Source organism: Candidatus Eisenbacteria bacterium (assembly GCA_016235265.1).
In the GTDB taxonomy this organism is placed as follows: Bacteria; Eisenbacteria; RBG-16-71-46; order RBG-16-71-46; family JACRLI01; genus JACRLI01.
Genome location: JACRLI010000016.1, coordinates 1 through 14,087, shown reverse-complemented (window position 1 = coordinate 14,087; position 14,087 = coordinate 1). Strand labels below are relative to the sequence as shown.

General features: G+C 61.8%; 9 protein-coding genes. All 9 read left to right on the top strand.

Going from position 1 to position 14,087, the window contains the following annotated elements; genetic code table 11:
* Nucleotides 1–23 precede the first annotated feature (23 nt).
* The 9 genes from HZB25_10500 (at nt 24) to HZB25_10460 (ending at nt 13,874) form a co-directional block, all read left to right on the top strand.
* The gene (locus HZB25_10500) at nt 24–1,256 is read left to right on the top strand and encodes an ISL3 family transposase (GenBank protein MBI5837664.1); all 1,233 of its coding nucleotides are present in this window, start codon (nt 24–26) and stop codon (nt 1,254–1,256) included.
* A 33-nt stretch (nt 1,257–1,289) separates the two neighbouring features.
* Complete coding sequence (locus tag HZB25_10495) at nt 1,290–1,385, top strand: hypothetical protein (protein ID MBI5837663.1); 96 nt, start codon at nt 1,290–1,292, stop codon at nt 1,383–1,385.
* A gap of 181 nt (nt 1,386–1,566) precedes the next feature.
* The gene (locus HZB25_10490) at nt 1,567–2,307 is read left to right on the top strand and encodes an AbiV family abortive infection protein (GenBank protein ID MBI5837662.1); all 741 of its coding nucleotides are present in this window, start codon (nt 1,567–1,569) and stop codon (nt 2,305–2,307) included.
* Between the two features lie 406 nt (nt 2,308–2,713).
* Nucleotides 2,714–5,911: a helicase gene (locus tag HZB25_10485; GenBank protein ID MBI5837661.1), complete on the top strand. Its 3,198-nt coding sequence runs from the start codon at nt 2,714–2,716 to the stop codon at nt 5,909–5,911.
* The gene (locus HZB25_10480) at nt 5,908–6,666 is read left to right on the top strand and encodes a DUF4391 domain-containing protein (protein ID MBI5837660.1); all 759 of its coding nucleotides are present in this window, start codon (nt 5,908–5,910) and stop codon (nt 6,664–6,666) included. The genes HZB25_10485 and HZB25_10480 overlap by 4 nt, the downstream gene beginning before the upstream one ends.
* Nucleotides 6,667–6,680: 14 nt before the next feature.
* Nucleotides 6,681–8,666, top strand: a complete 1,986-nt coding sequence (locus tag HZB25_10475) for a site-specific DNA-methyltransferase (protein MBI5837659.1) — start codon at nt 6,681–6,683, stop codon at nt 8,664–8,666.
* Between the two features lie 13 nt (nt 8,667–8,679).
* Complete coding sequence (locus HZB25_10470) at nt 8,680–11,658, top strand: DEAD/DEAH box helicase family protein (GenBank protein ID MBI5837658.1); 2,979 nt, start codon at nt 8,680–8,682, stop codon at nt 11,656–11,658.
* 293 nt (nt 11,659–11,951) lie between these two features.
* A complete protein-coding gene (locus tag HZB25_10465; protein ID MBI5837657.1) occupies nt 11,952–12,740 on the top strand; it encodes a hypothetical protein in 789 nt (262 codons plus the stop codon).
* A 393-nt stretch (nt 12,741–13,133) separates the two neighbouring features.
* A complete protein-coding gene (locus HZB25_10460; GenBank protein MBI5837656.1) occupies nt 13,134–13,874 on the top strand; it encodes a hypothetical protein in 741 nt (246 codons plus the stop codon).
* Nucleotides 13,875–14,087 lie beyond the last annotated feature (213 nt).

Sequence of the window (14,087 nt, the reverse complement as noted above, 5' to 3'; positions counted from 1 at the left end):
ACCAAGAGAGGGAGGTCAGAGGGATGAACCAGGAGCAGGGCGATTGTGTCGCGACGTACCTTGGCTTGCAAGGGTTTGGCGTGGTCTCGGTGGAGCGTTCCCGGCATCCGGTTCGGGGGCCGGTGAAGGTGGTGCGGGTTGTGCGGCGCTCGGGAGAGCATGAGTGCCCGGAGTGCGGGCGGCGGCACGCAGCGGGCTTGTTCACGGAGGCAGCGCCGATCCGGCTGCGGGACTGCTCGATCGGGGATCTGGAGACGTACCTGGAGGTTCGGCCGATGCGCCTGGCCTGCTGCGGCGGGACCCGGGTTGAGCGGTTGCCCTTTGCGATGCCGGGCTTTCGCATGACGCGGCGCTTCTTCGAGCGGATCGCGGCCCTGTGCACGCGGCTGCCGGTCGAGGCGGTGGCGCAGATGGCCAAGCACTCGTGGGCGACGGTGGCACGGGTGGACGGTCGAGCCATCGAGCTGGCGCTGGGGGATCGCACGGGAGCCCTGGCGGATCTGCGCTGGATCGGGGTGGACGAAGTCTCGCGCACCGGAGGCCGGGTGTACTTCACCATCGTGACGGACCTGAAGAGCGGGCGGGTGGTCTGGATCGGCGACGGCAAGGGGCGCCGGGGGCTCTTGCCGTTCCTGCGCGCCTTGGGAGCCAAGGGTCGCCGGCGGATCCAAGGCGTGGTGAGCGACCTCGGCTACCAGTCGATCGTCGCCAGCCGCCTGCCGCGGGCGGTGCACATCCTCGACCGCTTCCACATCGTCCAGTGGGTGAACGAGGCCCTGACCCGGCTGCGGCGGCGGCTGTTCTCGGGAGCGCCCCGCGAGGAACTCGGGCGCACGCTCAAGGTGAAGAAGTGGCTGCTCCTTTCGGCCCGGGAGAGCCTCGAGCACAAGGACAAGCTGCTGCTCAAGGAGCTCATGGAGCTCAACCAGCCGCTCTACCAGGCGTACCTGCTCAAGGAGCAGTTGCGCGGCATCCTGCGCCATCCCTGGACGTACTTCGGCGTGCTCCGCGGCCGCCTGCATGAGTGGATCGTGGCCGCCCTCGGCAGCGGCCTGGGCGAGTTCGAGAAGGTCGCCCTGCGACTCGCCCAGCACCTCGATGCGGTGATCGCTGGCAGCCAGCAAAGATCGCGGCGCTGCGCTTCCAGGCCCGCGGCTACCGCGACGCCGAGTACTTCAAGCTCAAGATCTTCCAGCGCTGCTCGCTGCCAGACAACCCATGGGCGAAAATCGTGCTATGAGCTCACGGAATTCTGAGAGGAGCCCGAAAAGACCGTCCAGCGGTTCCGTGTGACGCGAGGGCTGCCCTTCATTCGCGTGGGCGGGCTAATTCGATACCTGCGCAGCGACATCCTCCGATGGTTGGCGGCAAGGAGGGAGCTGTAGGAACTGGGGATGTTGAAGGCGCTGAGCGACCCCCGTCCAGCTTGGGCGCTCATTCGGCAGTGGGCCGGGATCGACGCGGCGGTGGCGGTGCGAGAGGTTCAGATCAAGCGGTTGGAGCGGCTCGTGTGTGATGCTGCATACGCGTTGCAGTAGGCCGGTTGGGCGCGGTGGAGGAGTTGAGATGAAGGGTTCCATCCGGCTCTCACGAGACCAAGTGAGGCGTGCCATCCGGCTCTGTATTCGCAACGCAAGAGGGCTGAAGGCGGATGCCGAATTCCTGTTTGAGGCGCGCAGATGGAGGTACGTTCCGATCCTGTGGCAGGCTTCTTTGGAGGAGGTCGGCAAAGCGGCGATGCTGTGGGACAAATCTTCCTTTGGCCTGCAAGATTTGACGCTTTCGTTTCGTGACGAGCGAGACCACCCGGGAAAGGCCCATTGGGCGATCAAACAAGCGTCGCTGGGAGTCAACCAGGCTGTTGCGCACATGATGCGGTACGGGACAGACGAGCGAGGAAGGAGAATCGCACGCTCGAAGCGGGTTGAGGAGCTTCGCAGGCTTCGGCGGGCGCTCAAACGAGGGCACGAGATTCGGCTGCAGAGCGCATATGTTGGCTTCGATCCGCGCACGGGCCAGCCAAGAGTTGGTCATCGGTTGAAGTTCATGGGGCTGAGAGTGCGATTTGGCGTACTGGAGAGACTCACAGACGATCTCGACGATGAGGTCCGCGTTCTTGGACCTAGAATACTGCGGATAGTTCGCGAGGGTAGAGACGGCCCGGCGTGGAAGGACTACATTCGATTGATGGCGGTATCCGAGAAGCGTCGCGAAGCAGCGAGACGCCGACGCCCTAAGACGGAGAGTGATAAGGAAGCAATACGGAGGGCTACCGAGTGGATTCGAAAGAAGTACCCGCAGCTGTAAGGGTTGTGCGCCTTTGGTCATCATAGGCCGAGCATCTTATCTGAGGCCGCGAGGTCCATCCCGCCTTGCTTGACACTGCTGCATCCCTCGGCAAGACTTGGTGACGTTTGTGACCCGTGGAGAGGGAGGGCACCGCCATCCGTAGCGAGACCGACAGACCTGACAGGAGGCTGCCTGCTACCTCACCTCCCCAGGGACCCGATCCACTAGACGGCGATCAGCGGCACAATCCCCGGCTCCACGATAGGGAGCAAGTGGCGCTTCTGCGAAGGGGAGGATGGGAACCAGTGGCTGGAGGGGGCAGAAGACCGTCGGTCGAGCGGGCATGCCTAACCGGCCGCGGGACATATCCACGCATGAGCCTGGAGGGCTTTCACGTCGTTCGATATGAGCCCAGGTGGGTCGCGTGAAGCTTATCCGAAACACAGGCACGGATCGCGTCATCGACCTGATCCGCACGACGCTTGGACTCGGGAACCAGCTCGATGTCGTGACGCCAGTCTTGTCCTTGTTTGCCTTCGCTGGGCTGCTCCGCGAAGTTGAGGCACTTGGGCGATGCCGCTTGCTGTTGCCACCAGACAATGCAGCGCTCGCGTTCTTGGGAACGGACGCCGACCGTGCGGCACGCAATCAGCTCCAGACTCGCTGGCTCGCGAAGTGCTTGATTCGCTGGCTTGAGCGCAAGGTTGAAATACGCCACGCCGCCGGACCCGTGCCTCAGGGGGCCTTTGTCGTCCGCGATGGCGATTCCCTGCCCCTTCACGCTCTCCTCGGCTCGCTGGCTTTCAGCACAGATGGTCTCGGGCTTACGCCGGGAAATCCGCTGAGCCTGATCCAGGCGTCCGAAACACCCGAGGAGGCCCGCCTGCTCAGCCAGTGGTTCGATGCCCAGTGGTCTGGTCTTGTCGACGACCCTGGTGCCAAGACCGCCTTTATCGATGCCTTGCAATCAATCGGTGGCCATCGCGACCCATTCCGCGTCTACACCCTCATGCTTTACCACCTCTTCCTCGAGCGCGGCGATGATCTCGACGAAGAGAGAATCGTCAAGTCGGCGACCGGGATACGCAATACGATCGTCTGGAAAAAGCTCTTCAAGTTCCAACGCGACGGCGTGGTCGGCGCGATCGACAAGCTGAACCGCTTCGGTGGTTGCATCATTGCCGACAGCGTCGGCCTTGGAAAGACATTTGAGGCGCTGGCGATCATCAAGTACCACGAGCTGCGCAACGATCGTGTTCTCGTGCTCTGCCCTAAGCGCCTGCGCGACAATTGGACGCTATACAAGGCCAACGACCGGCGCAACTTTCTGGCCCCCGACCGGCTTAACTACGATGTACTGAACCACACAGATCTGTCACGAAACGGCGGAATGTCTGGCGACATCGACCTTGCCAACGTCAACTGGGGCAACTACGACCTCGTCGTGATTGACGAGTCGCACAACTTCCGCAACAAGAAGACTCCGCGCGTAGGGAGCGAGACGCGCTACGACCGGCTAATGCGCCAGATTATCAGGGAGGGGGTCAGGACTCGCGTGCTGATGCTCTCGGCCACACCGGTCAACAACCGTCTGGCCGACCTTCGAAATCAGATCGCCTTTGCGACCGAGGGCGACGATGCCGCGCTGCTGGATCAGGGCATCGGCAGCATCGACAGCACCACGCGTCTGGCCCAGAAGCAGTTCAACCGCTGGCTGGATCTGATTGAAGAAGAGCGGACCCCCTCGCGCCTAATCGAGATGTTGGGCTTCGACTACTTCACCCTCCTTGATCTACTCACCATCGCCCGTTCCCGCAAGCACATCGAGAAGTACTACGGCATCGCCGAGACCGGCCGGTTCCCGGACCGATTGAAGCCAATCAACATCAAGGCCGACGTTGACCTCTCTGGCGAATTCCCCTCGATCCGGGAGATCAACCAGGAGATCCGCCGGTTGAACCTCGCGTCCTACGCCCCGCTGCGCTACGTGCTGCCGCACAAGCAGGCGGCGTATGACAGGAAGTACAGCACTGAGATCAAGGGTGGTACGGGCTTCTTCCGGCAGGCCGACCGCGAAGAGAGCCTGATCCACCTGCTTCGTGTGAATGTACTGAAGCGCATGGAGAGCGCGGTGCCGTCGTTCGCGTTGACCGTCCAGCGGCAGCTGCGCGACGTGGAGGCTACGCTCGCCCGCATCGAAGCCCACTCTGAGGAGTTGGAGGAGCTCGAGATCGAGGATGTGGATCTCGACGACCCCGCCTTCGAGAGCCTGCTCGTGGGCCGCAAGGTGAAGGTGCTACTCAAGGACGTGGACCTGATCCGCTGGAAGCAGGACCTGATCGAAGACCGCAACCGTTTGGCGACGCTACATGCTGCCGCGGCCCAAGTGAGCGCGGCGAGAGACGCAAAACTCGCCGCCTTGCGAGCGATGATCCAGGAGAAGTGCCACAGCCCGATCAACCAAGGCAACCGCAAGATCATTGTTTTCACGGCGTTTGCCGATACCGCCCGTTATCTCTATGGCGAGCTTGCGCCGTGGGCAAAGTCTACGCTCGGAGTCAAGAGCGCGTTAGTCACGGGCTCGGGCGGGAACCAGACCACCTTGGCCGGGCTGCGCAAGGACCTGGCGTCTATTCTCACCGCCTTCTCGCCTCGCTCCAAAGAGCGCCCGGAGGACTTCGCCGGTGAAGGCGAGCTTGACCTTCTCATCGCTACGGATTGCATTTCCGAAGGCCAGAATCTGCAGGACTGCGACTGGCTCATCAACTACGACATCCACTGGAACCCAGTGCGCATCATCCAGCGCTTTGGGCGCATCGACCGCATTGGCTCACCCAACACGCGCATCCAACTCGTTAACTTCTGGCCGAACATGGAGTTGGAGGAGTACATCAACCTCGAGCAGCGCGTGAGCGGTAGGATGGTACTGCTCGACATTTCAGCCACCGGTGAGGAGAACCTGATCGAGCAGGACTCGGGCGACCCTATGAACGATCTGGAGTACCGCCGGAAGCAGCTGCTCAGGCTCCAGGACGCGGTAATTGACTTGGAGGACCTCTCGACCGGCGTATCCATTGCCGACCTGACGCTCACCGACTTCCGTATCGACCTCGCGCAGTACTTCTCGGCTCACCCGGGGGTCCTAGAGGACCTGCCGCTTGGGACGTCCGCCGTGACGATGAGCAGCGAGGTAGAGATTCCGCCAGGGATCATCTTCTGCCTGCGGGCCGAAGGTGCCGCCGCCAAGCGCATCCCCGAGGCCGGCTACCCGCTCGGCGCCCACTACCTCGTGCACGTAGGGGAAGACGGTGTGGTGAAGCTACCCCACACACAGGCCAAACTGATCTTGGACCGGCTCAAGCGCCTTTGCCTGGGGCGTGACCTGCCCGACAGTGCTGCCTGCGCCCGCCTCGATAGGGCCACCAAACAGGGCGAGGATATGAGCGCCGCCCAGCGGCTACTCGCTGCCGCGGTGTCCTCTGTAATCGGTAGGAGCCAGGAGCGGGCCGTGGCCAGCCTCTTCACCCCCGGGGGCACGCACGCCATGCAGGGGGAGTTTGCGGGAAGCAATGAATTCGAAGTGCTGGCCTATCTGGTTGTGCTGCCCGAGGCCAGGGCATGAATGGCGACTCACTTATTGCCGCGCTCGACCTGCCGCCGGCAAGCCGAGTTGACCAACGAATTCCAAAGACGCTGTTGGTCGAAAACGGCGCCCCGACCTCCGCGGACAGGCGCCAGATCAACGAGGGTATTGAGGAGCTGCGCTGGCTGTACGCGCTCAAACCCACGACGGTCGGCGTGCCAGAGTATCGCGATGTGGAGCGGGAGTACTTGGAGATCGCCGTGCTGCGGCTCACACTGCGAGGGAGGGCCAGGGCGGCGCGGCTTGTGGAACTAGTGCACCGGGCGATCCCGTACCCCGTGCTGTTGCTGACGGAGCACGAAGGGCAGATCAGCCTCTCGGCCGCGCACGAGCGCTGGTCGCAAGGCGAGGCGGGTAGGACAGTCTTGGAGGACGAGGTCGTCGCTGCTGAGTGGGACGATGGCCGCGATGCGGGACTCTGGCCTGCGTTCCGCGATGCGCTCGCGCTCGGCCGGCAGCCGAGGGCTTCACTGTACGCGCTGTATCAGGGCTGGATCGACACCCTGCTTGCGCTCCATGCGGCTCGCGTGACTGGGACCTTCGCGGTTGCTGATAACGCTGAATGGGCTGCCGTCCGGCGTGTTGCCCTGCGAGAATGCGCGCGGCTGGAGGGAGAGATAGCCCGCCTCCGTGCCTCTGCCGCGAAGGAAGAGCAGATAGCGCGTCGAGTAGAACTGAACTTGGAACTCAAGCGCGTGGAAGTGGCCCAGGCTGCCGCTCGTGCTAACCTGTGAAGAACGAGGACAACATGCAGAAACTCACCGCCGCCGACCCTGAGACCAAATCGCCCGACTTCGCCGCCGAGAACCTCGCAGCGCTCCGGGCGCTGTTCCCGGAACTCGTCACCGAGGGGCCGGACGGAGCGGCCGTGAATCTGGACGTGCTCAAGCAACTTGTGGGCGACCAGACCGTCACGGATGCGGAAGAGAAATACGGCCTCAACTGGCATGGCAAGCGCCGCGCCCGCCAGCTCGCCCTGACCCCCTCTACCGGCACCCTGCGTCCCTGCCCGGCAGACAGCGTGGACTGGGATACAACGCGGAACCTGATAATCGAGGGCGACAACCTTGAGGTGCTGAAGCTCCTCCAGAAGAGCTACGCGGGGAAGGTTAAACTCATCTACATCGACCCACCATATAACACAGGCAAGGACTTCGTGTACCCGGACAACTTTCAGGACAGCATCAAGAACTACTTGGAGCTGACAGGGCAAGTGGAGGGTGGCGCGAAGAGCAGTACCAACACTGAGTCGAGCGGGCGGTTTCATACGAACTGGCTGAACATGATGTACCCACGGCTGAGGGTCGCACGGAGTCTGCTCCGCGACGATGGTGCCATCTTTGTCAGCATCGACGACGCGGAGATTGACAACCTCAAGAAGGTGGGCTGCGAAATCCTAGGAGAGGAGGCGTTCGTAGGCATCTTGCCAGTCCTCGTCAATCCTCGTGGGAGGCATCTGGACAAGTTCATCGCCAAGACTCATGACTATCTGGCGGTGTTCGTCAAGACTCCAGACGTCGATGGAAGCATCGAAGGCATGACGAAGGGCGAGGCCATGGTTGAGGAGTACGACAGGGAGGACGAGCGGGGAAAGTACCGAGCGCTGGGGCTACGCAACCGGAATCAGGCGTTCAACCCGCTGACACGTCCGAACTTGTTCTTCCCTCTGTACGTGAATCCCGATAACGGCCGAGTTGCCCTCACGAAGGATGCGGCTTTCAGAGAGGAGGTTCTTCCGGTTACCCGAGACGGCGTGGAAACATGTTGGACATGGGGTCGCGAGAAGGTTGACGCTGACAACGAACTTCTCTTCGCCGAAAGAGCAGAGGACGGTACGTGGCGCGTATTCCGTAAAGACTACTTGATTGATGCCAACGGCGAAGTGGCGGAGACACTCGCGAAGTCGTTGTGGCTAGACAAGGAATTCAACAACGACTACGGGCGGAAGTCGCTGAAGGAGCTTCTGGGCAGCCCCGTGCTCGACTTCCCAAAGTCTCCGTTTCTGATCGAACGAATCGTGACGATTGCGTCCAGGTCGTCAGACATCGTGATGGACTTCTTCGCAGGCGCCGGAACGACTGGGCATGCGGTGATGAGCCGAAACGCCGCTGACGGCGGGGCGCGTCGCTACATTTTGGTCCAACTGCCCGAACCACTGGACCCGGGCATCAAGGAACAGAAAGTTGCCGCCGAATTCTGCGACAAGCTGGGGAAGCCCAGAAACATCGCTGAGTTGACGAAAGAGCGTCTCCGGCGCGCGGCAAGGAAGGTTAAAGACGAGAACCCAATGTTCGCGGGCGACCTGGGCTTCCGCGTCTTCACGCTTGACTCCAGCAACATCCGTGCGTGGGGGCCGGACCGAGACGATCTCGACAAGACGCTGCTGGACTCCGTGGAGCACCTGAAGCTCGGCCGCACTGAGGCGGACGTGCTCTACGAGGTTCTCCTCAAGCTCGGCCTCGACCTCTGCGTGCCGATCGAAAGGCGCGTGGTCGCCGGGAAGGATGTGCATGCCGTAGGGGCCGGCGTTCTGATCGCCTGCCTTGACGAACGGATCGAGCGCGGCGACGTCGAAGCGCTGGCGCAAGGCATCGTTGACTGGCACCGGGCACTGGCGCCGGCCGGGGACACGACCTGCGTCTTCCGCGACAGCGCCTTTGCCGACGACGTCGCCAAGACGAATCTAGCTGCAATCCTCGAGCAGCACGGCATCGCAAACGTGCGTAGCCTGTGAGGGAGGCCGCGCAATGAAACTTCACTTCGAACCCAACCTTGACTACCAGCACCAGGCTATCGAGGCGGTTTGCGAGCTATTCCGCGGACAGGAAGTATGCCGCACTGAGTTCACCGTTACCCGTGATCCGGCAGATGCCCAAACGCGACTGGGCTTCGCTCAGAACGACCTCGGCATCGGCAACCGCCTGACCCTGCTTGATGACGAGCTGTTGGAGAGCCTGAAGGACATCCAGGTCCGAAACGGGCTAGCCCCTGCCGAGGCGCTCGTCTCCGGTGACTTCACCGTCGAGATGGAGACCGGTACCGGCAAGACCTATGTGTACCTGCGGACGATCTTCGAGCTCAACCGGCGCTTCGGATTCACCAAGTTCGTTATCGTGGTCCCCTCGATCGCGATTAAGGAAGGCGTCTACAAGTCGCTCCAGATCACTGAGGACCACTTCAAGGGCCTATATGCCGGCGTGCCCTACGACTACTTCCTCTACGACTCGGCCAAGCTCGGGCAGGTCCGCAACTTCGCTACCAGCGCTCAGATCCAGGTCATGGTGGTAACGGTTGGCGCCATCAACAAGAAGGACGTCAACAACCTCTACAAGGACAGCGAGAAGACCGGCGGCGAGAAGCCGATTGAGCTGATCAAGGCCACCCGGCCGATCGTCATCGTGGATGAGCCGCAGAGTGTGGACGGGGGACTCTCTGGCGCCGGCAAGCAGGCACTCGACGCCATGAATCCACTCTGCACGCTGCGCTACTCGGCCACCCACGTGGACAAGCATCACATGGTCTACCGACTCGACGCAGTGGACGCTTACGAGCGCCGTCTCGTAAAGCAAATCGAGGTCGCGGCGGCGACCGTGGAAGATGCCCACAATCGTTCCTATGTGCGCCTGATCTCGGTGAGCAACCGGCGCGGCAGTATAGGCGCCATGGTCGAGCTGGACGTTCAGACCGCCACGGGCGCGCAGCGGCGCCAGGTCACGGTGCAGGATGGCGACGACCTGGAGCAGACGACCAAGCGCGCGGTCTATGCGGACTGCCGAGTCGGGGAGATCCGCGTCGCCAAGGGCGACGAGTTCATGGAACTGCGTGTGCCTGGTGGGGAGCAATTCTTGCGCCCCGGGCAGGCTTGGGGCGACGTAGACCCGCTCGCCGTGCAGCGCGAAATGATCCGACGGACGATCAAGGAGCACCTCGACAAGGAGAAGCGGCTGCGGCCGCAGGGCATTAAGGTGCTGTCGCTCTTCTTCATCGACGAGGTGGCCCGCTACCGGCAATACGACGGCGACGGCAACCCCGTGAAGGGTGAGTACGCCCGGCTTTTCGAGGAGGAGTATCGGCGGCTGGCGAACCACCCAGATTACCGGACGCTCTTTGCGGAGGTAGACCTGAGCCGCGCCGCCGAGGAGGTCCACGACGGGTACTTCTCGGTGGACAAGAGGTCGAAGCGAGTCGTTGACACAGAGGAAGGAAACCAGGCTGGGCGCGAGGCTGCGGAGCAGGCATACAACCTGATCATGAAGGACAAGGAGAAACTTCTGTCCTTCGAGACGCCTCTCAAGTTCATCTTTTCCCACTCGGCGCTAAGGGAAGGCTGGGATAGCCCCAACGTCTTCCAGATCTGTTCCCTGCGAAACGTGCGGACAGAGCGCGAACGGCGCCAGACCATCGGCCGCGGGCTGCGATTGTGCGTCAACCAGGAAGGCCAGCGGCTGCGTGGGTTCGAGGTCAACACCCTCACGGTGGTGGCGACGGAGAGCTACGAACAGTTCGCTGAAAACCTGCAGAAGGAGATCGAGGAGGAGACCGGCATTCGATTCGGCATCGTCGAGCCGCATCAGTTTGCCATCGTCACGGTGACGGCCGAAGATGGCAGCACGTCGCCGCTAGGCGTCGAGCCGTCGAAGGAGCTATGGGATCACCTGAAGGCACAGGGTTACATTGATGCGAGGGGTAGGGTGCAGGACGCCCTGCGGAGTGCCCTCAAGAGCGACGAAGTGAAGCTCCCGGGGGCGCTAGAAGCCCAGGCATTCCAAATCAACCAGATACTCCGCAAGCTCGCTGGCCGCCTTGAGATCAAGAACGCTGACGAGCGCCGGCAGGTGCGCCCACGTCAGGTGATCCTCCACAGCCCTGAGTTCAAAGCGCTCTGGGATCGAATCAAGCACAAAACCACATATCGGGTGGATTTCGACAACGAGAAGCTCATCGAGAGTTGCGTTAGCGCGATGCGCGATGCGCCCCCAATTCCGAAAACGCGTCTTCAGTGGCGCAAGGCTGACCTAGCGATAGGCAAGGCTGGGGTGGAGGCGGCCGAGCGAGAGGGAGCACAGACCGTGTTGCTCGACGAAACCGACATCGAGCTGCCGGACCTGCTAACCCAGCTCCAGGACCGCACGCAGCTTACTCGCCGCACGATTCACCGCGTGCTGACGGGCAGTGGTCGGCTCGACGACTTCAAGCGCAATCCGCAGGCCTTCATCGAACTGGCCGCCGAGGCCATTTGCCGCCGCAAGCGCCTTGCCATTGTGGACGGCATCAAGTACCAGCGCCTCGGCGAGGAGTATTACTATGCCCAGGAGCTCTTTGAGCAGGAGGAGCTGACTGGCTACCTCAGGAACATGCTCACGGACGTCCGCAAGTCCGTTTACGAGCAGGTGGTCTACGACTCGGGCACGGAAGCGGAGTTCGCCGATGGCCTCGAGAAGAACGAGGCGATCAAAGTCTACGCCAAGCTGCCGGGGTGGTTCACTGTTCCCACCCCTCTGGGCCCCTACAACCCCGACTGGGCGGTGCTCGTCCAGAAGGACGATGAGGTACGGCTGTACTTGGTGGTTGAGACGAAGAGCACTCTCTTCTTCGAGGATCTGCGGGGCAAAGAAGGGGCGAAGATCACGTGTGGCAAAGCGCATTTCAAGGCCCTGGAGGTGCGCGAGACCCCAGCGCAGTACATTGTGGCGCGCTCGGTGGACGATATTCTTGCTCGCCAGTAGCCAACGCAGCGGATGGAGCTTCCGTTCTGCGAGCCTGGCGCGGATGACGCCAACCCGTGCTGAAGTCCTGAAATGTGGGGTCGGGTCTTTCTACGATCGTCAGGCGCCCACAGCCGAACTGGCGGTCTTCACGCAAAGAGCTCTCCGGAGAACCCGGAGCGGTTCAACTGAGGTCCGTGAGTTGATCAGAGGGCTCCTTGGTCGCCTGAGATCCGCGTGGCGCCGCCTGCTGATGCTCGTGGTCGCCGAGCTTGAGACCGGCGACACCCGTGACGTTGGTTGCTGGAGTGTTCGTGGGAGGCGATGTGACTCTTGGAGACAAGAACGAGGAACACTCGGAGATCTACTTGCAGTACTTCGAAGCTGCAAGCGCAATGATGCTGCGAGTCGACGGAGAATATGGGAGGCTCTCGCTCGCATTCGAAGACCTATTCGGCTTCTACTGGAAGACGATGGCGTGGTTCGATGGCAAGCCGTGGGGCGCTTACCCGCAGTTTCGGAAGGTCATTCTCCTGTTCTACGTGCGCGGCCTCTCTGCGGCATTCTCCGCGGCTGATCTCGCTTTCAAGTCTGCCTACACGGAATGCTACGCGGTCCTTCGCACGACGTACGAGTCGCTCGTTCGTGTGATCCTGATTGCTGAACGACCCGGCGAATTGTCACATGGGATGAGCCCAGGCCTAAACATGCAAGCGGCCGATCGGGAGGCCGGCCTGAACCTGTACCGCAGCGTCTACCGCCTTCTATCGGCTCACTCGCACTCGCACATAGTTGATGTCGTCGGTGACCTTGAGAGGCTCTACAGGAGACGTGCGGAGGGCATTGCGCTCGGGCGTGAATTCGACGAGGCTCGTTTTACTGGGACTCTCAACATGACCATGTACTTCATGTGGGGATTTCTGTTTCTGGCTCCTAGCGTGTTTCCTCAACTTAGAGGCGATGACGTGTGGATGCGAGAACACGAGCAGATGATAGGCACAGTCGGCAGGACATTTGCCGAGCATCCGAAGCCATTTTGGCGGCGCGCATATTCGAGCATTGTGCCCATCCCGGCTAGGATTGTAGCCGCGGGCGAGTCATAGAGGTTGTTGACCGGCTCGGGAGTTCTCCGAGGCGGAATCTGCTAGAAAGGGGCCCGCAGAAGTTCAGCACGTCGTTCAGAGTCTGGCCGGATGCTCCGGCGGTGGGGAGGGGACGGGGCGAGGGACCGGGTGAGCACTAGCCAGCGAATGGGAATGGACTACCGCACGGTGGGTTCCGCTGAGGTGACATGAACGTCGAGGCATCGGTGATCGGTCGGTTAGTCCGGCGGCATTCGAGAAGGCCTGGGCGACGTAGATAGCATGGGCAAGTCGTCTGCGAAAGCGGGGCAGGGCCAGTGGCGCGCGATGCGAGGATGGCAAGTGGAGCTATGGGGAGTGGTCCAATGGCTAGTTGAGCGCGTCCAGCGGTCTATCTATGGAAAGGGCCGGGGAGTGAAGATCACCAGAGCCACTCATGAGACCGTCGAAGCCAACTGTGAGAATTGCGGCGGGCGGAATGTCTACAATCGACTGGACGACCTGAAGACCATCCAGCCCATCTGCGGAAGGTCGGTGCCCTGCGAGCACTGCGGCCAGGCCTTTTGGATCAGCGGGGACTGGGTGAATGAAAGCTACGACAAGATACTCGAGCAGGCGGCGGTCAAGCTCCGAGAGAAGCAGCATGCGGACGCGATCACGGGCGCTGCGCAAGCGGTGGAGCACTTCTTGCCATGTGCAATGCAAGCCGTGCTCGTGTTGGAGCCATGGGCTCGCGGTGAGATCACAGACCCCCAGGTCGCTAACGAGCTAATCCGAGAACTCGACACTGCGATAGCAAGATACCCATTCAAGAGGCTTCGGCTTGCGGCGATCTACGCCTTTCTAGAGGCGCCGTTTCATTCGAGTGCCGAGGTACGCGTGTTCCTTGCGCGTCTCGATTCGATGGTCGGAGGCAAGTTCCCCAAGCAGAAGCTTGCAGCTCTCCCAAACGTCAAGCTCAGGGAGGGTCTCGAAGAGCTGCGAACGACCAGGGTTCATGAGAAGTGGAATCCGATCCGACACCGCGCTCACCGGACTCTAGGGACGTTCGCCAAGGACCGTCTTGAGGAGGCAGGACGTCTCATCAGCGGAATCAAGGCGGGTGCCGGGCTACAGCCTGCGATCATGTACTGGAACAAGCAGGTCAAGTACTAGGTCCCGTGTGCTGGCTTCAGGAACGGAGTGTTCAGGGCTGTTTCCAGCACCTTATCTTGCGGCGGAGGTTGCCGGAAGCAAGCCCATTCTTAGTTGGAATTCTCCACGGCTCCATCGTGTGATCACGCGGCCTCTTCCAGCCGCTTGGACTGCTGCTTGATGTTCAGGGCGCGGGCGAGTGCGCTGACCAACTGCGGGAGATGCCGATGGCCC